19 protein-coding genes are annotated in these 19893 nt (G+C 64.4%); 14 read left to right on the top strand and 5 right to left on the bottom strand.

The window, feature by feature from the left end; all coding sequences use genetic code 11:
• On the top strand, positions 1-627 hold the full coding sequence (gene pcaG / locus F8237_RS08250; protein WP_151643591.1) for a protocatechuate 3,4-dioxygenase subunit alpha: 627 nt from the start codon (positions 1-3) through the stop codon (positions 625-627).
• A gap of 4 nt (positions 628-631) precedes the next feature.
• On the opposite strand, the gene F8237_RS08245 is transcribed toward pcaG, so the two are convergent.
• Positions 632-1537, bottom strand: a complete 906-nt coding sequence (locus F8237_RS08245) for a helix-turn-helix domain-containing protein (protein ID WP_151643589.1) — start codon at positions 1535-1537, stop codon at positions 632-634.
• A gap of 52 nt (positions 1538-1589) precedes the next feature.
• Here F8237_RS08245 and pobA point away from each other — a divergent pair, with 52 nt between their 5' ends.
• Positions 1590-2762, top strand: coding sequence for a 4-hydroxybenzoate 3-monooxygenase (pobA, locus tag F8237_RS08240; protein ID WP_151643587.1), 1173 nt, complete (start codon positions 1590-1592; stop codon positions 2760-2762).
• 18 nt (positions 2763-2780) lie between these two features.
• On the opposite strand, the gene F8237_RS08235 is transcribed toward pobA, so the two are convergent.
• The 3 genes from F8237_RS08235 to F8237_RS08225 all read right to left on the bottom strand — a co-directional run bounded on the left by F8237_RS08235 (position 2781) and on the right by F8237_RS08225 (position 6945).
• Positions 2781-4931: an adenylate/guanylate cyclase domain-containing protein gene (locus F8237_RS08235; RefSeq protein ID WP_151643584.1), complete on the bottom strand. Its 2151-nt coding sequence runs from the start codon at positions 4929-4931 to the stop codon at positions 2781-2783.
• A gap of 18 nt (positions 4932-4949) precedes the next feature.
• On the bottom strand, positions 4950-5618 hold the full coding sequence (locus tag F8237_RS08230) for a hypothetical protein (protein ID WP_162005936.1): 669 nt from the start codon (positions 5616-5618) through the stop codon (positions 4950-4952).
• A gap of 187 nt (positions 5619-5805) precedes the next feature.
• A complete protein-coding gene (locus tag F8237_RS08225; RefSeq protein ID WP_151643581.1) occupies positions 5806-6945 on the bottom strand; it encodes an HD domain-containing phosphohydrolase in 1140 nt (379 codons plus the stop codon).
• Positions 6946-7232: 287 nt separating this feature from the next.
• Here F8237_RS08225 and F8237_RS08220 point away from each other — a divergent pair, with 287 nt between their 5' ends.
• The 12 genes from F8237_RS08220 (at position 7233) to F8237_RS08165 (ending at position 19404) form a co-directional block, all read left to right on the top strand.
• Complete coding sequence (locus F8237_RS08220) at positions 7233-7556, top strand: STAS domain-containing protein (RefSeq protein ID WP_151643579.1); 324 nt, start codon at positions 7233-7235, stop codon at positions 7554-7556.
• Complete coding sequence (locus F8237_RS08215) at positions 7556-7921, top strand: response regulator (protein ID WP_143843644.1); 366 nt, start codon at positions 7556-7558, stop codon at positions 7919-7921. Before F8237_RS08220 ends, F8237_RS08215 begins: the two co-directional genes overlap by 1 nt.
• Positions 7918-9990 (top strand): chemotaxis protein CheA, encoded by a 2073-nt coding sequence (locus tag F8237_RS08210; protein ID WP_151643577.1) that lies wholly within the window; start codon positions 7918-7920, stop codon positions 9988-9990. Before F8237_RS08215 ends, F8237_RS08210 begins: the two co-directional genes overlap by 4 nt.
• Positions 9990-10451 carry a chemotaxis protein CheW gene (locus F8237_RS08205; protein ID WP_162005935.1) on the top strand — a complete coding sequence of 154 codons (462 nt, stop codon included), beginning with the start codon at positions 9990-9992 and terminating at the stop codon, positions 10449-10451. Before F8237_RS08210 ends, F8237_RS08205 begins: the two co-directional genes overlap by 1 nt.
• A gap of 37 nt (positions 10452-10488) precedes the next feature.
• The gene (locus F8237_RS08200; protein ID WP_151643573.1) at positions 10489-12186 is read left to right on the top strand and encodes a methyl-accepting chemotaxis protein; all 1698 of its coding nucleotides are present in this window, start codon (positions 10489-10491) and stop codon (positions 12184-12186) included.
• Between the two features lie 48 nt (positions 12187-12234).
• Positions 12235-12723, top strand: a complete 489-nt coding sequence (locus F8237_RS08195; protein WP_151643571.1) for a chemotaxis protein CheW — start codon at positions 12235-12237, stop codon at positions 12721-12723.
• A 56-nt stretch (positions 12724-12779) separates the two neighbouring features.
• Positions 12780-14576: a methyl-accepting chemotaxis protein gene (locus F8237_RS08190; protein WP_151643569.1), complete on the top strand. Its 1797-nt coding sequence runs from the start codon at positions 12780-12782 to the stop codon at positions 14574-14576.
• Between the two features lie 140 nt (positions 14577-14716).
• On the top strand, positions 14717-15571 hold the full coding sequence (locus F8237_RS08185; protein WP_151643567.1) for a CheR family methyltransferase: 855 nt from the start codon (positions 14717-14719) through the stop codon (positions 15569-15571).
• Positions 15572-15586: 15 nt separating this feature from the next.
• Positions 15587-16678: a protein-glutamate methylesterase/protein-glutamine glutaminase gene (locus F8237_RS08180; protein WP_151643565.1), complete on the top strand. Its 1092-nt coding sequence runs from the start codon at positions 15587-15589 to the stop codon at positions 16676-16678.
• A gap of 5 nt (positions 16679-16683) precedes the next feature.
• Positions 16684-18411: a chemotaxis protein gene (locus F8237_RS08175; RefSeq protein ID WP_151643563.1), complete on the top strand. Its 1728-nt coding sequence runs from the start codon at positions 16684-16686 to the stop codon at positions 18409-18411.
• A 151-nt stretch (positions 18412-18562) separates the two neighbouring features.
• On the top strand, positions 18563-19009 hold the full coding sequence (locus F8237_RS08170) for a hypothetical protein (RefSeq protein ID WP_151643561.1): 447 nt from the start codon (positions 18563-18565) through the stop codon (positions 19007-19009).
• 179 nt (positions 19010-19188) lie between these two features.
• Positions 19189-19404 carry a hypothetical protein gene (locus F8237_RS08165; protein WP_244626097.1) on the top strand — a complete coding sequence of 72 codons (216 nt, stop codon included), beginning with the start codon at positions 19189-19191 and terminating at the stop codon, positions 19402-19404.
• Between the two features lie 22 nt (positions 19405-19426).
• On the opposite strand, the gene F8237_RS08160 is transcribed toward F8237_RS08165, so the two are convergent.
• The gene (locus tag F8237_RS08160) at positions 19427-19792 is read right to left on the bottom strand and encodes a VanZ family protein (RefSeq protein WP_151643557.1); all 366 of its coding nucleotides are present in this window, start codon (positions 19790-19792) and stop codon (positions 19427-19429) included.
• Positions 19793-19893 lie beyond the last annotated feature (101 nt).

The raw sequence follows: 19893 nt of genomic DNA, 5'->3' as shown, positions 1-19893 counted from the left end.
ATGCCGCAGCCGCTCAACTACCTCAAGGAAACCGCTTCGCAGACCGCCGGACCCTATGTCCACATCGGCCTGATCCCGGCCATGGCCGGATTCGACATCTTCGAGAAGAATTTTTCCAACGTGCTGGTGACGCCGAACACGCAAGGCGAGCGCATCACGCTGGAGGGCAAAGTGCTCGACGGAACCGGCTCGCCGCTGCGCGACGTGTTGCTCGAAATCTGGCAGGCCAATGCGAGCGGCCGCTACAACCATCCGGCCGATCGTTCGGCCGGCACGCTGGACCAGGATTTCCGCGGCTGGGGCCGCGCGGGATCGGATTTCGACAGCGGTCTCGTCACCTTCGACACCATCAAGCCCGGCGCGATCATCGACAAGGCAGGCCGCAAATGCGCGCCGCATGTCAACGTCTGGATCGTCGCGCGCGGCATCAACATCGGTCTCAACACGCGGCTCTATTTCTCGGATGAGGAGGCCGCAAACGCCGCGGATCCCGTGCTCAACCTCGTCGAACCGGCGGTGCGCCGCAAGACACTGATCGCGAGCCGCGGCGAGCGCGCTGGCAAGGTCGTGTATTCCTTCACGATCAATTTGCAGGGCGCGGACGAGACGGTGTTCTTCGACGTCTGATGCCCTAGGCCTCATCGCCATGCAGCTGCGCGCGGAAGGCGCGCGGCGATAATCCGGTGGCCGCGGCATAGACCCGGCTGAAATAGGCGGGGTCCTCGAAGCCGAGTGTGTAGGCGATGGTCGACACAGGCAGATTGGTATAGACGAGGTTGCGGCGCGCCTCGCGGATCAACCGGTTGAGGATCAGGTGCGAGGCGGTGTCGCCGGTCGCCGCGCGTGTGATCCGGTTGAGATGGGTCGGTGTGATCGACAGCGCGCTTGCGTAGTCGGCAACGCTCCAGCGTTGCAAATGGTGCTGCTCGAGCAGCGCCTCGAAGCGGCGAAAAAGTCCGCTTTCCCCCTTGCCGTTGCGGCCGCTCTCGCTGGTCAACGCACGCGCCACCAGCCCGATCATGGCCGCCGACAAGGCGCGCAGCACATGCGCGCGGCCGAAATCGCGCGCGGCGTGCTCGGCAAAGATCTGCTTCATGGTGGCTCGGATCTGCGGCGTGCCGCGCACCACGGCCGATCGCGACAAGGCCCCGCGCAGCCCTTCCGAGGCCAGCAGTGCCTCGTCCAGAATTTCCGCGGCGATGGTCAGGACCCAGCCCTGGGTATCGGGCACGAAACGGAAGCCGTGGACATGGCTGACCGGCACGTTGACGATGTGCATCGGCCTTAGCGGCACCACGCGTCCATCGAGCGTTGCCTCGCCGCCGCCGCGCTCGATCAGCAGCACCTGGTGCAGCCGCGCATGGCGGTGCACCGCCAGCGTCCAGTCGTGCAGCACCGAGCGCGCCGCGATCGTCTCGCAATGCACGACGTCGGGCAGGTCGCCGGACTCGCCGAACAAATTGTAGACCCGGATCGCCGGGGCGGGAGCTGCGGTTCTCATGTTCGAATTGTACAAGACAATGACGAAAGCCTCCATCGGTTTGCGGCACCACATCTGCAAAAAACTGACCCGACGGGAGGACGCAAAAATGAAAGTTCAGGTCTGCATCATCGGTGGTGGACCGTCCGGGCTGTTGTTGTCGCAGCTCCTGCACCTGAAGGGCATCGACACGGTCGTGCTGGAGAAATACAGCCGCGACCACGTGCTGGCCCGCATCCGTGCCGGCGTGCTCGAGCACGGTTTTGCAAAACTGATGCGAGAGGCACAGTGCGGCGAGCGGATGGACCGCGAAGGCGAGATCCACAACGGATTCGAGATCGCCCATGACGGCGTGCTGTCCCACATCGATCTGCACAGGCATTCCGGCGGCAATTCGGTCTTGGTCTACGGCCAGACCGAGCTGACGCGCGACCTTTATGAGGCGCGGGACCGGTTCGGCGGCAAGGTCGTGCACAACGCGGAAGACGTGGCGCCGCATGATCTGACGTCGGACCGGCCGTATGTAACCTATCGCGCCAACGGGCAAAACATCCGCGTTGATTGCGACTACATCGTCGGCGCCGACGGCTTTCACGGCGTCAGCCGCAGATCGATCCCGAAGGACGTGTTGCGTGAATACGAGAAGGTCTATCCGTTCGGCTGGCTCGGCGTGCTGTCGCGCACGAAGCCGGTTTCGCCGGAACTGATCTACGCGAAGCACGAGCGGGGCTTTGCGCTGTGTTCACTGCGTTCGCAGGTGTTGAGCCGCTACTACGTCCAGGTGCCGCTGACCGACAAGGTGGAGGACTGGAGCGACGATGCGTTCTGGGCCGAGCTGAAGCTCCGCCTGCCGGAGGAGGTCGCCGGCCGCCTGGTCACGGGACCGTCGATCGAGAAGAGCATCGCGCCCCTGCGCAGCTTCGTCGCCGAGCCGATGAGCTATGGTCGCCTGTTCCTCGCCGGCGATGCCGCCCACATCGTGCCGCCGACCGGCGCGCGCGGGCTGAACAGCGCTGCGTCCGACATCTATTATCTCTATCACGCCATGCTTGCACACTATCAGAGCGGCGACGATTCCGGCCTTCAGGGCTATTCCGCCAAGGCGCTCGCCCGCATCTGGAAGGCACAGCGTTTCTCCTGGTGGATGACGATGCTGCTGCATCGCTTCCCCGATCGCTCCGAGTATGAAGACAGACTTCAGCAGACGGAGCTGGACTATCTGCTCTCGTCCGAGACAGCGCAGCGGCTGCTCGCGGAGAACTACGTGGGGCTGCCGTTCTAGCGCGAGAGGAAAGGGACGCTACTTGCCCTCGAGCGCGTTGACCGGTGTCCAATCCGGCGGTGGCGGATTGATGGAATACGCCTTGGCGCGCCTGGCGAACAGACTTGACGCTGGATCGCTCATTGCCGCGCGTTCGAACGCATCGACCGCCTTCGAAAAATCCCGCGCGCGCCAGCATGCCAGTCCTTCCGCATATGCCGCAGCCGCCGTCTTCTGCTCCGCGCTCTCCGCGCCCTTCTCGGCGAGCGGCTCGAACACCTTGATCGCTTCGCCGCGCCCCAAGACCCTGATCGCGTCGAGCTCGCGCCATGCGAAGCTGTCGCCAGTCTGCGCTACCGTCGCCTCCGAGGCCATGATCGCTGTGCCGTAATATTTGTTGGCGCCTTCCAGCCGCGAGGCGACGTTCACGGTGTCGCTCATGACCGTGTAATTGAAGCGGCGGCGGGAGCCGATATTGCCGACCACGGCCTCGCCGCTGTTGAGCCCGATGCGGTGCGACAGCCCGTGGCCGGCGAAGGCGGGATTGTTGGCATTGAGCTCCGCGAGCTTCTCGTGGCACTTCAGCGCCGCACGGACCGCGCTACGCGCGTGCGCGGGATCGTCAGCCGGTGCGCCGAACATGGCGACGATGGAATCGCCGATATATTTGTCGACATAGCCGCCATGGCCTTCGATGATATCGGTCATGGCCGAGAGATATTCGTTCATCAGGGTCACCAGCTCGCCCGGTGTCATCGTCTCCGCGATGGAGGAGAAACCGCTGAGGTCGGAAAAGAACATGGTGATGTTACGCATTTCGCCGCCGAGCGCCGGCATCTTGCCCGAGGCCACCATGGTGTCGATCACTTCCGGGGCGAGATAGAAGGCAAAGCTCCTGCGCAAGAAACGTTCGTCGCGATCGGCCAGCACGAAACGGTAGCCGATCATCATCGCGAGCGCGGCCAGGCTCGCGAGTGCAGGCTCCGTCAGCGGCAGTGCAAGGGCTTGAACGAATGCGCCGACGGCTATGGCCGTGTACACGGCGGTGAGGGCGAGCCAGGCGATCAGTGCGCCGCCAGGGGCGAGCATGCAGGCCGCAACGGCGATGATCGCCGCAAACACGATCGTGAGAATGGCCCGGATGGGAAAGCCGAGCTCGGTCACGACGTCGCGCTCGATCAGGTTTCGCACGGCGGTGGCGTGCACGAAGACGCCCGCGATGTCGCTGCGGGCCTTCGGCGCGGCGCTCGCCGGGGCGGGCAAGACGCATCGTGGGGCTGGTGTTCCGTCGTAACCGCCGGCGAGGCGCATCGACGTGAGCTTGCGATCCTCGAAATTCAGCACGCTGCCGAGCAGCACCACCTTGCCGTCGAAGGCGCGGCGGAAGAAGTCGCGGTCGCCTTTCTCGACGCAGGCCCGCAGGTCGGCGAAGGAAAAGGTCGGAACGTCACGGCCAAGTCCTCGAAAATTGAGCGTTAGTGTGTTCGGCACCGCGCTCGGGATCGCATATCCGGACAGCTTGGCCGCACCGGACGGCGCGATCTCGGGCGTTCCGTCGCGCGCGCGCGCGGCGAGCTCGACGGCCATGGCGGGCACCGGCTTGCCGTCGATGGAGAAAGCGAGCGGCATCCGCCGGATGACGTCGTCCGCATCGGTGTGGACATTGAGCGCACGGATGTTGGTTCGCACCGCCAGTTGCTGCGCGCGGTAGGGCCTGTCGGGATGGTCGTTGCTGAGGATTTCGCCGAGCACCAGCTTGCCGCTGTCCGAAATCTGACGCAGCGCGATCAGATAGTCCCGGTCGAATCCTCTCATGCGGCTGCCGAGCGGCGCGTCGCCAAAGGGAATCTCCGACTGCTCGATCGAGCTCGGAAAGATGACGTCGAAGCCGATCGCCTTGGCGCCGCCGTCGGTGATGCTTCCGAGCACCCGGCCGATCTCGCGCGTCCAGGTCAGCGTCGGCGATCCCTTGAAGGGCGGTGTGTCGTAGGTCTCCCCGTCGATCGCCACTACGACGACCGGCGACGTCGCGGGATCGCGGCGGTCGCCGACAAGCTTGCCGCGCAGCGCCGTGAGGATGTCGAGCGAGAGGCCTTGCAGCACCTGCAGCGGCGGAGACGTGAAGGCCGCACCCGCCAGGAGCGCAATCAGGATCGCCGCAACGATGTCCCGCCTGCCGATCCGCCGCATCGCCCCGTCGCTAGCCGCCTATTCGAGTCGCAGCAGCCGGCCGACGATCGGCGTCGGCGATGACGTGGCGCTGGCGTCGACCTGGAAGGCGTAGCGCTTTGCGCCGAGGATGGCGAGATAGCTGCCGCCGGGCGTCAGCGACTTCCCGGCCTTGGCAAAGTCGTAGAACTTGCCGCCGATCATGACGTCGTTCCTGAGCGGGATGCTGATCGTCGGCTCCTTGCCGTCGGTCCGTTCGATCACCAGTGTGCTGCCGCTCTTGGCTTGCACCAGCGGCGCGACGCCGTAGAGCGTCGGCAGCTTGGCCGGCGCGCCCTTGGCGTCCGATCGCATCGTGCGGAAGGTCGTCGCGGCGCTCTGGTTCGCCTCGCGCTCTGACAATTTTGCCGCGTTGGTATCGCAGGGCACCTTTTCCCGTTTGACTTCGCCGAGCTGCACCGTGCTCTGCTCCGCGCCGACCAGGACGACGCCTTCGCTGATGGTCTCGCGCTGGCAGGATTTGAGATAGCTGAGCGTGATGCTGGCCTTGGGCCCGAGCTTGATGATCTTGCCCGGCGCCACGTAATCCATGAACGCGATGCCGTCGACCTTGCCCTGGACGTCCTCGACGATCGCGGCCGGAGTCTCCGCCAGGGCGGGGGCCGCAACACAGAACGCGCCGACAACGGCGCCGATCAGGCTTTTCATGGGAGTTCTCATCCAATTCGACCGATGCTCTGCCGGTCCCCGTCCTGGTCCGATGCTTAGCAGCGGATCGCCCAGGCAAGTGTGACCGGAATCACTCTTAGATATTGGTGCACTCTATCAGGAACAGGTTCAAACCGGCGACCGGAGAAAGCAGAGCCACGGCAACCTGTTGCGCGGATGGACAATGTCAGGTGGCTGGGGCCGGCTCAGGCGAGCGGTCCGCAGCCGGACGGCTCTCAGCCGCACTCTCTATAGTAGGCGCCAGAGTGGCCTCGGTCTTGTGATATGGCGTCGCCTGCTGTCCGGCGGCGATCTCCACGACCTCGTCCCAGCGTGACAGGAAGGCCTCGACGCAGGCCGGGTCGAATTGCCGGCCCTGGTTCTCGACCAGATAGTTGCGCGCCACGTCCAGCGGCATCGGCTCTTTATATGGCCGTCGCGTCGTCAGGGCGTCGAAGACGTCGGCGACGGCGACCACGCGCGCTGCGACCGGGATCTCGTCGGCCTTGAGGCCGTTCGGATAGCCCGCGCCGTCCCAGCGCTCGTGATGGCCGGCTGCAATCTGCGCACCGAGCTGGATCAGCTCGCAACCGGAGTCCGCCAGGATTTTCTCGCCGATCGTGGCATGGGTGCGGATCACCGCCATCTCCTCGCCGGTCAGCTTGCCGGGCTTGAGCAGGATGTTGTCGGGGATGGCGACTTTGCCGACGTCGTGCAGAGGGGCGGCAAGATAGATGTCACGGCAGAGCCGAGCGGGCAGGCCGAGCTGCTCGGCAATGATGCGGCTGTAGCGGGCGACCCGCAGCGTGTGCTCGCCGGTGTCATTGTCGCGGTACTCGACCGCGAGCGCGAGCCGCAGGATGATCTCCTCCTCGCGCTCGCCGAGCTTCTGGGTCGCGGCCGCAACGGCGCTTGCCAGGTCCGCGGCCCGGTCGTTCTGCTTGCGCAAGGCTGCACCCAGCAGCACCAGGTTGCGCAGGCGGACATTCATCTCGAGGCTTTGCCCCTGTTTCGGTAAGAAATCGGTTGCGCCAGCCTGCAGCGCTTCCATCTTGACGTCATCGTTCTGTCGCGAAGTGATCATCGCGATCGGGATGCCGGCGCAGCCGGGCAGGGAGCGGAAGGCACGGATGAAGCTGATGCCGTCCATATTCGGCATTTCATAGTCGACCAGCACGAGGTCGAAGACACGCTCGCGCGCGCAGGCCAGCGCCTCGACGGGATCGAGGAACGTCGTAGCCTCGACCGTTCCCTCGGCCTCGATATGCCGTTGCAGGAATTTGAGGACAGAACGGCTGTCGTCAACCAGAAGCGCTTGGGTCAGCATTGGCGGCTGGGCTCGTTCGGATGGCGAGGCATGACCTCAACGAATAGCCTTTGCGGTTTAACGCGGAGCAAACGTCCAGCCGCCTCGAACTGCCCGAAGACTGCGCGCAGCGCATGAGATTTGGGCGGGCCATGCGCGCCTGTATGCATACGCGAAGTTATTCGATATGTGACCCGTAGTTGTACGGGGATGCCCATTAGGGGTTTGCATACTCTCCGTTGCGAATAGTCGTCGTGCGGGATTCGCGCCATGCGTGCAGCGAATCCCGAGGGAATCTTGGGGGACGAATGTCGTCTGATGTGACTGAGCCGAAGTGGTCCCTGCGGCTGCCGGCGGATTGCAGCATCGCTGCGATCCGCAGCGTCTATGACCTGATCCGGGAAGCTTTCGGCCGGCAGGACCGGCTCGAGATCGACTGTTCGAGCGTCGACAAGGCCGACGTGACGTCGATCCAGCTTCTGCTGTCGACCGCCAGGACGGGCGAGGCCCAGGGGCGCCCGGTGGTGCTCACCTCATTCTCCCAGTCTCTGCGCAACACCCTTCGCCGCGCCGGCTTCGCCAGCGATGCGATGATCGATCAGCATTTCCCGCAAAAGAAAGATGGCATCTAATGGCCACGATTCTCACGGTCGACGATTCCCCAAGCATCCGGCAGATGATCAAGGTCGTGCTCGAGCCGGCCGGTCACAACGTGATCGAGGCGGGCGACGGCGCGCAAGGGCTGGCCAAGGCGCAGGCCGGCAAGCTCGATCTCGTCATCACCGACCTCAATATGCCCGTCATGAACGGGCTGGAGCTGATCCGGGCGCTGCGCAAGCTGCCGAGCGCGGTCGGCATGCCGATCGTGTTCCTCACCACCGAGTCCAGCGATACGGTGAAGCAGGAAGCCAAGAGCGCCGGCGCGACCGGCTGGATCACCAAGCCCTTCAAGCCCGAGCAGCTGCTCGCTGTCGTCGGCAAGCTGGTGCGTGCATGAGTGCGGTGGACCCGACCGAGGTCTTTCGTCAGGAAGCCAGCGAACTGTTCGAGGTCCTGGAAGGGGCCCTGCTCGATCTCGGCCAGCGTCCCGACGACCGCGAGCTGGTCGATTCCGCTTTCCGCGCCCTGCATACGATCAAGGGCTCCGGCGCCATGTTCGGCTTCGACAAGGTCGCCTCCTTCACCCATGAATTCGAGACCGCGTTCGACCGCGTCCGCAAGGGCGAGATCAAGCCGACCCAGGAGCTGATCTCGGTCGCGCTTGCGGCCAAGGACTATATCCGCGCGCTGATCGAGGATCCGCAATCGACCGACGACGTCATCGGCGCCGCCATCCTGGACGACCTCAAGCGCTTCGTGTTTCCAGACCAGCCTGCCGCTCCTGTCGTAGCCATCACCGAGGCGCCGCCGCTGGCCCCTGGCGAGAGCAAGCAGGCCGGCTGGCACCTCTATCTGGAATTCGAATCGCACGTCCTGCGCAACGGCTCGAACCCGCTCGACCTGCTGGAAGATCTCTGCAAGCTCGGCCCGTGCTTCGTCGTGCCTGTGACCGACGGCATCCCGTTCCTCGACGAGATGGAGCCGGAAGACTGCTATCTGAAGTGGGACGTCAAGCTGCATGCGGCCTGCGACAAGGACGCGATCGACGACGTCTTCATGTTCGTCCAGGACGAGATGAAGCTGACGCTCTCGCCGCTGGAGCAAGTCGAGGCGCCCGCGCCGATGCCGCTGTTCCAGCTCCTCGACGAGGAGCCGGCCGCCGTGGCCGAATTGGCCGCGCCGGTTGTCGAGGTTGCTGCCGCGCCGGTCGCAGCGCAGCCCGCCGCGAAGGTGGAACCCAAATCCGACGCGAAGCCGGAGCCGAAACCCGAAGCCAAGCGCGATGACCGCGGCATCGCCACCGTCCGCGTCCAGGCCGAGCGCCTCGACGAACTGATGGACCGTGTCGGCGAACTCGTCATCGCGCAGGCGCGACTGACCCAGCTCGCATCGTCCGGCTCCGATCTCTCGATCAAGATGATCGCCGAGGAGATCGAGCGTCTCGCCTCCTCCTTGCGCGACACCACGATGGGCGCCCGCATGGTGCCGATCGGCTCGCTGTTCGGCCGCTTCCGCCGCCTGATCCATGACCTGTCGCGGGACTTGTCGAAGCCCGTCGAATTCGTCACCACGGGCGAGGACACCGAACTCGACAAGACCATGATCGAGTGCCTGGCCGATCCGCTGGTGCACCTGATCCGCAACGCGATCGACCACGGCATCGAGGACACCGCCTCGCGCGCCGCCGCCGGCAAGACCGAGCAGGGCCGGATCGAACTCGCCGCTGTCCATTCCGGCGCGCAAGTGCTCGTCACCGTGAAGGACAATGGCGGCGGACTCAATACCGCGCGTATTCGCGCGAAGGCGGAAGAGCAGGGGCTGATCGCGGCCGGCGCCGTGCTGACCGACCACGAGATCCATCAGTTCCTGTTCCACCCGGGCTTCTCGACCGCACAGACCATCTCGGCATTGTCTGGCCGTGGCGTCGGCATGGACGTGGTCAAGCGCACCATCGAGAACATGCGCGGCACGATCGACCTGTCGACCAAACCAGGCCAGGGTACCACGGTGACGCTGCGCCTGCCGCTGACGCTCGCGATCATCGAGGGCCTCCTGATCCGCGTCGGCGAAGGCCGCTACATCATCCCGCTGTCGGCGGTGGAGGAATGCATCGAGCTGACGGCCGAGGACGAGCGTTCGCGTGGCCGCAACTTCCTCAACGTGCGCGGCAATCTCGTGCCCTTCCTCAGACTGCGCGAGATCATGAACGCGTCCGGCACGCCCGACCGGCATCAGAAGACGATCATCATTTCGACCGGCGAGACCCACGTCGGCCTCGTCGCCGACCAGATCATCGGCAACCATCAGACCGTGATCAAGTCGCTTTCCAAGCTGCACTCCGACGTCACGATCTTCTCCGGCGCGACGATTTTGGGTGACGGCACGGCAGCGCTGATCCTCGACGTCGCGCAACTGGTCGCTCTGGCGCAGTCGCAGGTCGAGAAGCATATCAGCGAGGCGGCGTGATGGACGGTACGCAGACAGGCGAACAGCAGGCCGGCGCGATGCAGGTCGTGATGATCGGTCTCGGCGAGGAAAAATTCGCGCTCGACGCTGGCCTCGTTCGCGAGATCATCGATCCCGTGCCTGTGACCAAGGTCGCGGGCGCGCGGGCCTTCGTTCCCAGCGTGATCAACGTGCGCGGCAATGTCATTCCGCTCGCGGACCTTCGCATTCGCTTCGGGATGCCGCAGCCCGACAACTCGGCAGACACGCGCATCGTCGTCATCGAGCTGGAGCTCGACGGCGAACCGGTCCTTGTCGGTGTCACCGCCGACAAGGTCTACGAGGTCACGGAGATCTCGCAGACCGACGTGCAGCAGACGCCGCGCGTCGGCATGCACTGGAAACCGGAGTTCATTCGCTTCATCGCCAAATGGCGCGAAGAGTTCGTCATCGTTCCCAACATGGAACGCATCCTGAATTGAAATGGTGTCTCGGGCGAGACTGGGTTAGGGGCTGGAAATGAGATTTACGGTCAAGGCAAAGCTTGCCATCGCGTTCGGTGTGGTCCTGTTGCTCTCGATGGCGGCGGGTGGTCTCGCTTACGTCAAGCTGAGCGAGATGATCGACACCGCGGACGGCCTGGTGTCGCGCGCCGGCCGGATGGACCGGGCGGCGGAAATCGAGAAGGGCATCCTGCTCCAGGTTCGCGCCGAGAAAAACCTCCTTCTCGCGCCCGAGAGCGAAGCGGATCGCTTCATCGCCGAGATCGCCAAGCAGCGCGAAATGCTTCTGAAGCTGAAGGAAGAGATTCACGCGGCGGCTTCCTCCGAAGGCAAGAAGCTTCTCGATAATTTTGGCGCCGCCTATGCGCGGATGAATGCCGTTCAGGACGACGCCCTCAAGGTCGCGCGGACCGACAAGGCAAAAGGTGCCGAACGCTCCATGACCGAGGTCCGCAAGGCCGTCGGCGAGGCGATGGAATCCGCCAATACCTACGTCACCAACGTCAAGAAGAACATGGCTGACCATGCCGCTATGGCTCACGAGGACGGCAATCGGGCCCACCTGATGCTGATCTCGGCCGTGATGGCGTCGCTCGCGATCGGCCTGATCGCCGCGATCTGGATTTCCATCAGCATTGCCCGTGGTCTCAGCCGAGCGGTCGGCCTGGCCGGTGCGGTGGCGGGCGGCGATCTCACCCAGACGATCAGCATCTCCAGCAACGACGAGATTGGCGATCTCGTCAGATCGCTGAACATGATGGTCGAAAAGCTTCGGCAGGTCGTCGAGGAGGCTCTCACTGCGTCACACAACGTCTCCGCCGGCAGCCAGGAGCTCTCTGCCAGCGCCGAACAGCTGTCGCAGGGCGCGACCGAGCAGGCTTCGTCGGCCGAGGAAGCCTCCTCGTCGATGGAGGAAATGGCCTCGAACGTGAAGCAGAACGCCGACAACGCCAACCAGACCGAGAAGATCGCGGCGCAGTCCGCCAAGGACGCCGAAGCCAGTGGCGTCGCCGTGGGCCGCGCCGTCAACGCGATGCAGACGATCGCCGAGAAGATCACGATCGTGCAGGAGATCGCGCGCCAGACCGATTTGCTCGCGCTCAACGCCGCGGTCGAGGCCGCGCGTGCCGGCGAGCACGGCAAGGGCTTTGCGGTGGTTGCTTCCGAAGTGCGCAAGCTCGCCGAGCGCAGCCAGGCCGCGGCCGCCGACATCGGCACGCTGTCGACGGAAACGGTCAAGGTCGCGCAGGAAGCCGGCGACATGCTGTCCAAGCTGGTGCCCGACATCAAGAAGACCGCCGAGCTGGTCCAGGAGATCACCGCCGCCTGCCGCGAGCAGGACGTCGGCTCGGCCCAGATCAACCAGGCGATTCAGCAGCTCGACAAGGTCGGCCAGCAGAACGCCAGCGCGTCCGAGCAGGTGTCCTCGACCTCCGAGGAACTCGCCTCGCAGGCCGAACAGCTTCAGTCGACCATCTCGTTCTTCCGCATCGAGCATTCCGGCCGCGGCGAGAGCGCCGCACCCGCACCGATCGATCGCGCCGTCACCCAGCTCCGTGCCAAGGCCGCCCACATGGCCGCGGCGGACCGGGGCACGAAAAAGCCCGCGCCTGTCCGCAAGCCGGCGCGCGCGATGAAGGTCGCCAATGGCGGCGGTTTCGCTTTCGATATGCATGACGGCCAAGACGACCGCGACGCCGACTTCCAGCGTTGACACCGATTTGAAACCGATCTGACCCCGGATCTCACCCTGGACTTCATCATGGCCGCAACCTCGCAATATCTGACGCTCGGGCTCGCCGGCGAGACGTTCGGCATCAGTATCCGCAATGTCCGTGAGATCCTGGACATGAGGCCGATCTCGCGGCTTCCGCACGCGCCCGACTTCCTGCTTGGCATGATCGACGTGCGCGGCAGCGGCTATCCGATCGTCGATCTCAGGACCAAGCTCGGCCTTCCGGCCGTAGCGGCGACCGAAGCAACCCGTATTATCATTCTCGACGTGCCGATGAAGGACCGTCTGGTCGGTGTCGGCTTCGTCGCCGACTGCGTGTTCGAGGTGACCGACATCGACGAGCAGGCGATCGAGCCCATCCCGGAAGTCGGCGGCAAGTGGCAGTCGGACTATGCGGCCGGCATCGGCCGCAAGGGCGAGAAATTCGTCGTGATCTTCGATCTCGCCAAACTGATGGCGCATGACGAGATCCCGGAAGGACGTAACGCGGCCGCGGATACGTCCCGCGCCGCCTGAGTTTGTACGTGCGTGGTCGAGCGTAAGCACCCCCATTTGAAAACAACGAGACTGACATGAGATTCACTGTAAAAGCCAAGCTTGCCAGCGCGTTTGGAGCCGTCATCCTTCTATTCATGGTCGCGGGCGCCGTAAGCTACATGAAGCTGTCCGACATGGCCGCCACCGCGGAATCCATGGTGATGCGCGCCAAGCGGATGGAGAAGGCGGCCGACGTCGAGAAGATCATCTGGCAGCAGCTTAGGGCGGAGAAGAACGCAATCCTGGGAACGCCGGCCGAGGCCGACGAATTCGCCGCTGTCGCAGCCAAGCTCCGCGACGAGGCGACGAAGATCAGGGACGAGGTCTACGCGCTCGCCAGCGAAGGTGGCAAGAAGCTGCTCGACAACTTTTCGAGCGCTTACGTCAGGATGAACGCCTATCAGGAAGAGACGATCAGACTAGCAAAGACGGACAAGGCGAAGGCTACCGAACGCTCGATGGGAGACGGGCGCAAGGTGGTCGCGGATGCGACCGAGGCGATGGGAGCCTATGTCGTGAACACGAAGCGGCAGATGGCCGAGCAGGCCGCGCAATCCAATGAAGACAGCCGTCGCGCCCAGTTGATCCTCATTGTGCTGGTCGTGGTTTCGTTGATCGTCGCCGCGATCGGCGCGGTCTGGATCTCGATCAACATCAGCCGGTCTCTCGCCAAGGCAGTCGATCTGGCGGATGCCGTCGCGATCGGTGATCTCAGCCATAAGATCGATACCTCCAGTAACGACGAGATCGGCGATCTGGTCAAATCGCTGAACGCGATGACCGCCAATCTCAATGCTACGGCAGCGCTTGCCAATAAGATCGCGCAGGGCGATCTCACCGTCGAGGCCAAGCCGCTGTCGGACAAGGACACGCTCGGCCTGGCGCTCGAGCGCATGGTGGAAAAACTCCGGCAGATCGTGTCCGAAGCGCTGACGGCGGCTCAGAACGTCTCCGCCGGCAGCCAGGAGCTCTCCGCGAGCGCCGAGCAGCTGTCGCAAGGCGCGACCGAGCAGGCTTCGTCGGCCGAGGAAGCCTCCTCGTCGATGGAGGAAATGGCCTCGAACGTGAAGCAGAACGCCGACAACGCCAACCAGACCGAGAAGATCGCGGCGCAGTCCGCCAAGGACGCCGAAGCCAGCGGCGCCGCGGTCGGCCGCGCCGTCAACGCGATGCAGACGATCGCCGAGAAGATCACGATCGTGCAGGAGATCGCGCGCCAGACCGACCTGCTCGCGCTCAACGCGGCGGTCGAGGCCGCACGTGCCGGCGAGCACGGCAAGGGCTTTGCGGTGGTCGCGTCCGAAGTGCGCAAGCTCGCCGAACGCAGCCAGGCGGCCGCTGCCGAGATCGGCACGCTGTCGACCGAAACCGTCAAGGTCGCGCAGGAAGCAGGTAATATGCTTTCCAAGCTCGTCCCCGACATCAAGAGGACCGCAGAACTCGTCGAGGAAATCACCGCTGCCTGCCGCGAGCAGGACGTCGGCTCGGCCCAGATCAACCAGGCGATCCAGCAGCTCGACAAGGTCGGCCAGCAGAACGCCAGCGCGTCCGAGCAGGTGTCCTCGACCTCCGAGGAACTCGCCTCGCAGGCCGAGCAGCTTCAGTCGACCATCGCTTATTTCCGGATCGAGCAGGGACGCAGCCAGGCACCCGCGCCGATCGACCGGGCAGTGAACCAGCTTCGCACCAAGGCTGCCACGATGGCCGCCGTCGAGCGTCCGGCCAGGAAACCACAGGCCAAGCCGGTGCGTGCGATGAAGGTTGCCGGCGGCGGATTCGCTTTCGACATGAACGACGGCGAGGATGATCGGGACGCCGAGTTCCAGCGCTAGGACTCCTCGAAGGACCGGCCCATTCCTTCACCGGTGGGCCGATCCGTTTTCAGTAACTGGCGTAGACGCGTAGGATCCAAGATGGCCCGTTCGGCCCGACAGTCAGTGCAGGCGGCCATCGCGGATCGGGGCATTCAGTCATGATGCCCGCCGTGCAGGATACGGCCGTCCATCTGTCGGACCGCCACTTCCGGACCATCGCCGAATTGATCGAGGGGCAGGTCGGCATCAAGCTGCCGCAAGGCAAGCGGCTGATGCTGGAGGGACGGCTGCACAAGCGCGTGCGCGCGCTGAACTTCTCCGATCTCAATGAGTATGTCGACAACCTGTTCGAGACCGAACATTTCGACACAGAGCTCACTCATCTCATCGATGTGGTGACGACCAACAAGACCGATTTCTTCCGCGAGCCGCAGCACTTCACTTTCATGCGGGACGTTGCAGTCCCGGCCTTGCTTAAATCGCATGGCCGCAAGAACGCGAACCTGAAGATCTGGAGCTCGGCGAGCTCGACCGGCATGGAGGCCTACACGACGGCGATGGTGCTCGACGACATGACGCGGAACGGATCACGCTTCCAGTATCGCATCCTCGGGACCGACATCTCGACCGCGGTGCTGCGCCTCGCCAACACTGCGATCTACACCCGTGACGTGCTCGCGCCGGTGCCCGAGCCGTTCCTGAAGAGATATTTCCTGTCGTCGAGGGATAAGTCCCGCGGCGAGGTGCGGGTGGTGCCGGAATTGCGGCGCATGACGCATTTCATGCGGATGAACCTGATGGACGCATCCTATCCGGTGGATCGGGATGTCGACATCATCTTCTGCCGCAATGTGTTGATCTATTTCGACAAGCCGACCCAGCGCAAGGTCGTTCAGCAGCTTTGCAGCCATTTGCGGCCGGGCGGGTATTTACTCGTCGGGCACTCGGAATCAATGATTCACAGTTCTGTCCCGGATTTGAAGCAAGTTCAGCCAACCATTTTTCAGGTCTGATTGGAGCCGCGCGAGATGCCGAAGGAGAAAGTTCGCGTATTGATCGTGGACGATTCGGCGTCTGTGCGCCAAATCCTGCAAACGATCCTCAACGACGACCCTGATATCGAGGTGATGGGAGCGGCTTCCGATCCGTTTGCGGCGGCGCGACGTCTCCAGAACGAGATCCCCGACGTCATGATCCTGGACCTGGAAATGCCGCGCATGGACGGCATGACGTTTCTGCGCAAGATCATGTCGCAACGTCCGATACCGGTGATCATCTGCTCTTCGCTGACCGAAGAAGGCTCGGACGTGATGTTCGAGGCGTTCGAGGCTGGCGCCGTCGATATCGTGCCCAAGCCGAAGATCGACACGCGGCAGGCCTTGCTCGAATGCTCCACGCGGCTACGCGAGGCCGTGAAGTCGGCCGCTCGCGCGCGGGTGCGTCCGCGCGCGGAGCGCCGGACGATCGAGAAGAGGCTGACGGCCGACGCCATCATCCCGCCTCCCGTACAGGGCAAGGTCCGGCCGACGACCGAGCGTATCGTGTGCATCGGCGCATCGACCGGGGGCACTGAAGCGCTCAACGACGTCCTCGAGATGCTGCCGCCGCACTGCCCGCCGATCGTCATCGTCCAGCACATGCCGGCGGGCTTCACCGCGGCCTTTGCCCGGCGCCTCGACAGTGTCTGCCAGATCCGGGTCAAGGAAGCCGAGGACGGCGAGCCGGTGTTGCCGGGCTGCGCCTATATCGCTCCGGGGGCCCGGCACATGCTGCTCCAGCGCATCGGCTTGCGCTACCAGATCTCGATCAAGGACGGTCCGCCGGTGTCGCGGCATCGTCCTTCGGTCGACGTGTTGTTTCGCTCGGCCGCCCAGCATGCCGGCGCCAACGCGCTCGGCGTCATCATGACCGGCATGGGCGACGACGGCGCGCGCGGAATGCTGGAGATGCGCAAGCTCGGTGCCTCGACGCGCGCGCAGGACGAAGAAAGCTGCGTGGTGTTCGGCATGCCCAAGGAAGCCATCGCCCACGGCGGCGTCGAGAAGGTCGTCTCGCTGCACCATATTCCGCGCGAGATCATGCTCTGGTACCAGGCCGGGCACGCGGCACTGACGGGTTGATCGCAATGTCCGCCATTCCGGCCAATACGATGACTGAGACGACCGCCGCGATCGAGGATGTCTCGTCTCGGATCGAGGACGTCTTCTCGCGGGTCGGTCACGAGCTTGGGCGCGGCCACCTCATCTTCAAGGAGTTGAACCAGGGCCTCGCGACGCTCTCGGAGGAGCTCTCCGGCGCCGAGATCGAGGGCGCCGCCACCGCATTGCAGGAGATTGCCGCGCGGCTCGGAGAGCTCGCGCAGGCGCTGCCGGCCGAGAGCGCCCTGCTTGCGTCGATCGGCACCAGCACGGCCGAGGCGTCGTCGCTGCTCAAGCCGTTGTTCAAGCACATCGGGATGATCACCATCATCGCGCGCAGCGCGCGGATCGAGGCGGCCTCGCTCGACGGTGATCGCGAGGGCTTTCTCGCTTTCACGCAGGAGGCCTACGATCTCGGCAAGGCCGTGCAGGGCTCGATCGATGGCTGCGCGCGGGACCAGCAGCGCCTGTCGGAAGCGGTGGCGACCGCATCCGGCCGGCAGAAGGAGTTCGAGAGCCGTTACCGGAATAAGCTGGTGTCGGAGAGCGCCGAGCTGGGTGAAGCCTATTCCGGCCTGCGCGACCAGCGCTGCAACGGCAGCCAGCTCGCCGACCTCGCGAGTGCCAGCATCAGGAAGATCGCCGAAGCGGTCGGCAGCGCGATCATTTCGCTTCAGGCCGGCGACAGCACGCGCCAGCGCCTCGAGCATGTCTGTCACGGCCTCGGCCTTGCGTCGGGATCTTCGCCGAGCCTCGTTCCCGAGCCGGTTACGAGCGACGATGGCGCGCGCGCGATCTGTCAGTTGCAGGCGGCGCTGCTCAGGGATGCCCAGCGCGAATTCGGCGGCGACATCGGCCAGATCGTTCGCGCGCTGACCGCCATTCTGCACGATGCGGGCAATGTCGTCGGCCACGGCCGCACGCTGTTCGGCGGCGGGGACGGCGGCTCGTCCTCGTTCCTGTCGCGCATCAAGCAGACGCTGGCGCATGCCTCGACCCTGATCGCCACCTGCGAGGGTGCGGGCCGCTCCGTCGACGAGGCACTCGCGATCGTCGAGGATACGCTGACGAAATTCCGCCAGGCGATCGCGGGGCTTGCCGAGGCGTCCGTCGACATCACGCTGATCGGCATGAATGCCGGCCTCAAGGCAAGTCATCTCGGCAGCCGAGGCAGCGCTTTCGTCGTGATCGCCAACGAGCTGAAGGCGACGGCCGACCAGGTCTCGGCGGGCGCGGGACGCCTGCGGCCCGTGCTCGACGGCATCGAGCGGTCGGCCAACGAACTGAAGGAGCTCCGCGTGCAGGGCGATCCTACGCAGCTCGCCAAGCTCGAGCCGCAGATCCTTCAGGCGCTGCGCGAGGTCGAGGTCGGCAATGAGCGGCTCGGCAAGCTGATGAGTCGGCTCGTCGACGAAGGCGCGGAGTTCGAGGGCCTGATGAATTCGGCCCAGGGCCTGATGAACTCGCTCGGTGAAAGCTCCGCAGCCTTGCCCACGGTCGCCGCGCGTCTCGAGACGGCGAGTGGCGGCGCTCAGCGGCCGCGGCCTGAGCCACAAGATCAGGCGATGCTCGACGGTCTCTTCGCGCGCTACACGATGGAGCGCGAGCGGGAGGTCCACCGAGAATTTTTGCAGACGCTTGGGCTCGCTTCGATTGCCACTACGCGCCGCGTCGAGGCGGTCGAGACTGCGGATGACGGCATAGAATTGTTCTGACTCTTTCGTCGTCGGCGTCATGCGTTGGCGGCAATTCGATGGATTGGGTTTTCGGAGCGTTAACCTTCCCTAAAGGGTTGGCAGCTCGGTCATTGCCGCGCCCCAGAGTTGGTCGCAAATACAAGTCAATTTTCGCATCGAGAAATTTTCCATGTTGAAGGACGGCAAATACGCTGCCTGGTTCAGGACCCCGCGTGGTCAAGGCACCGGCATGGTGGATCTGACCGAGGGGCGGATCTCGGGCAACGACAGCTTCTTTACCTATGGTGGATCCTACCGTGTCGATGAGCAGCATTTCTCTGCCGTCCTGACTGTAAATCGACACGCTGATGGTCCGCCGAGTGTGTTTGGGCCGGACGCGGTCGAGGTCAAACTCACGGGGGTGTGCAACGGCCTGGTTGCGAACTGTTCGGGCACGGCCAGGGAAGTGCCGGACGTCAAGTTCGAGGCGACGCTGATCTACAGCCAGGACGACGCGCCGGCCTCCGACGCCCGATGCGCGGTCGTGAAGCTCAATGTCGACAGGCTGCCCAAGGGCCACGACAGCCGTTCCCGGCCGCGTCATCCCTTCACGCCGCCCAAAGCCCCGATGTCTTAGCGTTGCATTGACGCTGTTGTCGCGAAAACGCGCCGCACCCGCGCCGCGGCAAGAGTGCATTTAGACGTGAAATCTAGGTTGGGGACCATAACAAAAAGGCGGACAGGGACATGCCTCAAATCTGGATGACATATGACGAACTCGCGGCACTCAGCGGTTGTAGCGCTGCCGAGGCCAGGATGCAGGCGCTGCATCTTTCGCTTGATCGCCGCAAGAGCCGCGACGGAAACACCCGCGTCAAGCTGAACCTCGCCTTGATGGCCCGGTTTTTCGAGACCATTCGTGAAGCCGAGTTCGACCTTGACGATGCGATCACGGCATTGCGCGATGCCCATCGGCAGATGTCCGGAGTTCTCTCGACCGATCAGTCGGGATTGCGGCGCGGAGTTGCGTAATTCTGCCGTGTCGTCGGCCGCCTCAGGACGGTGGCCTCGGCAGGAAAGCCAGGATGGTCTGGGCCAGAAGGACGCCGACGGTGCCGCCGGCGGCCTTTTGCAGGACATCGATGACCTCTGGGTGACGATCCGGCGTCACCGCCTGCAGGACCTCTAACCCGACTGCGACGGCGACCACGAACGCGCAGGCCAGTTTGACCCGCCCCGGGAGCAGGAAGGACAGCAGGAAGCCCAACAGGCCGTAGGCGCTGAAGCGTTCAATGACGACGACCCAATAGGCCTCTGCATGGCCCATCAGCGCCGGCCTGCCCGCGAGCTTGGCGAGCGTGGCGTAGATGATGAGCGCGAGGCAGATCCCTGCAGCTGCGATGAAATGGTTGCGGCGCATGGCGCCAGCATAACCGGTCGGCCGGCCGGTCGCTTTCGAAAGCCAAGAACATCGTTAAGGTTCATGAACCTTCGAGAGCATGAACCGGGGCACACAGGCTG

Source organism: Bradyrhizobium betae, assembly GCF_008932115.1.
Classification (GTDB): Bacteria; Pseudomonadota; Alphaproteobacteria; order Rhizobiales; family Xanthobacteraceae; genus Bradyrhizobium; species Bradyrhizobium betae.
This window is presented reverse-complemented; position numbering and strand designations above follow the sequence as displayed.

Coding starts and splice junctions, on each gene's coding strand:
- pcaG (WP_151643591.1), top strand. CDS start 1: ATGCCGCAGCCGCTCAACTACCTCAAGGAAACCGCTTCGCAGACCGCC.
- F8237_RS08245 (WP_151643589.1), bottom strand. CDS start 1,537: ATGGAGGCTTTCGTCATTGTCTTGTACAATTCGAACATGAGAACCGCA.
- pobA (WP_151643587.1), top strand. CDS start 1,590: ATGAAAGTTCAGGTCTGCATCATCGGTGGTGGACCGTCCGGGCTGTTG.
- F8237_RS08235 (WP_151643584.1), bottom strand. CDS start 4,931: ATGCGGCGGATCGGCAGGCGGGACATCGTTGCGGCGATCCTGATTGCG.
- F8237_RS08230 (WP_162005936.1), bottom strand. CDS start 5,618: ATGAAAAGCCTGATCGGCGCCGTTGTCGGCGCGTTCTGTGTTGCGGCC.
- F8237_RS08225 (WP_151643581.1), bottom strand. CDS start 6,945: ATGCTGACCCAAGCGCTTCTGGTTGACGACAGCCGTTCTGTCCTCAAA.
- F8237_RS08220 (WP_151643579.1), top strand. CDS start 7,233: ATGTCGTCTGATGTGACTGAGCCGAAGTGGTCCCTGCGGCTGCCGGCG.
- F8237_RS08215 (WP_143843644.1), top strand. CDS start 7,556: ATGGCCACGATTCTCACGGTCGACGATTCCCCAAGCATCCGGCAGATG.
- F8237_RS08210 (WP_151643577.1), top strand. CDS start 7,918: ATGAGTGCGGTGGACCCGACCGAGGTCTTTCGTCAGGAAGCCAGCGAA.
- F8237_RS08205 (WP_162005935.1), top strand. CDS start 9,990: ATGGACGGTACGCAGACAGGCGAACAGCAGGCCGGCGCGATGCAGGTC.
- F8237_RS08200 (WP_151643573.1), top strand. CDS start 10,489: ATGAGATTTACGGTCAAGGCAAAGCTTGCCATCGCGTTCGGTGTGGTC.
- F8237_RS08195 (WP_151643571.1), top strand. CDS start 12,235: ATGGCCGCAACCTCGCAATATCTGACGCTCGGGCTCGCCGGCGAGACG.
- F8237_RS08190 (WP_151643569.1), top strand. CDS start 12,780: ATGAGATTCACTGTAAAAGCCAAGCTTGCCAGCGCGTTTGGAGCCGTC.
- F8237_RS08185 (WP_151643567.1), top strand. CDS start 14,717: ATGATGCCCGCCGTGCAGGATACGGCCGTCCATCTGTCGGACCGCCAC.
- F8237_RS08180 (WP_151643565.1), top strand. CDS start 15,587: ATGCCGAAGGAGAAAGTTCGCGTATTGATCGTGGACGATTCGGCGTCT.
- F8237_RS08175 (WP_151643563.1), top strand. CDS start 16,684: ATGTCCGCCATTCCGGCCAATACGATGACTGAGACGACCGCCGCGATC.
- F8237_RS08170 (WP_151643561.1), top strand. CDS start 18,563: ATGTTGAAGGACGGCAAATACGCTGCCTGGTTCAGGACCCCGCGTGGT.
- F8237_RS08165 (WP_244626097.1), top strand. CDS start 19,189: ATGCAGGCGCTGCATCTTTCGCTTGATCGCCGCAAGAGCCGCGACGGA.
- F8237_RS08160 (WP_151643557.1), bottom strand. CDS start 19,792: ATGCGCCGCAACCATTTCATCGCAGCTGCAGGGATCTGCCTCGCGCTC.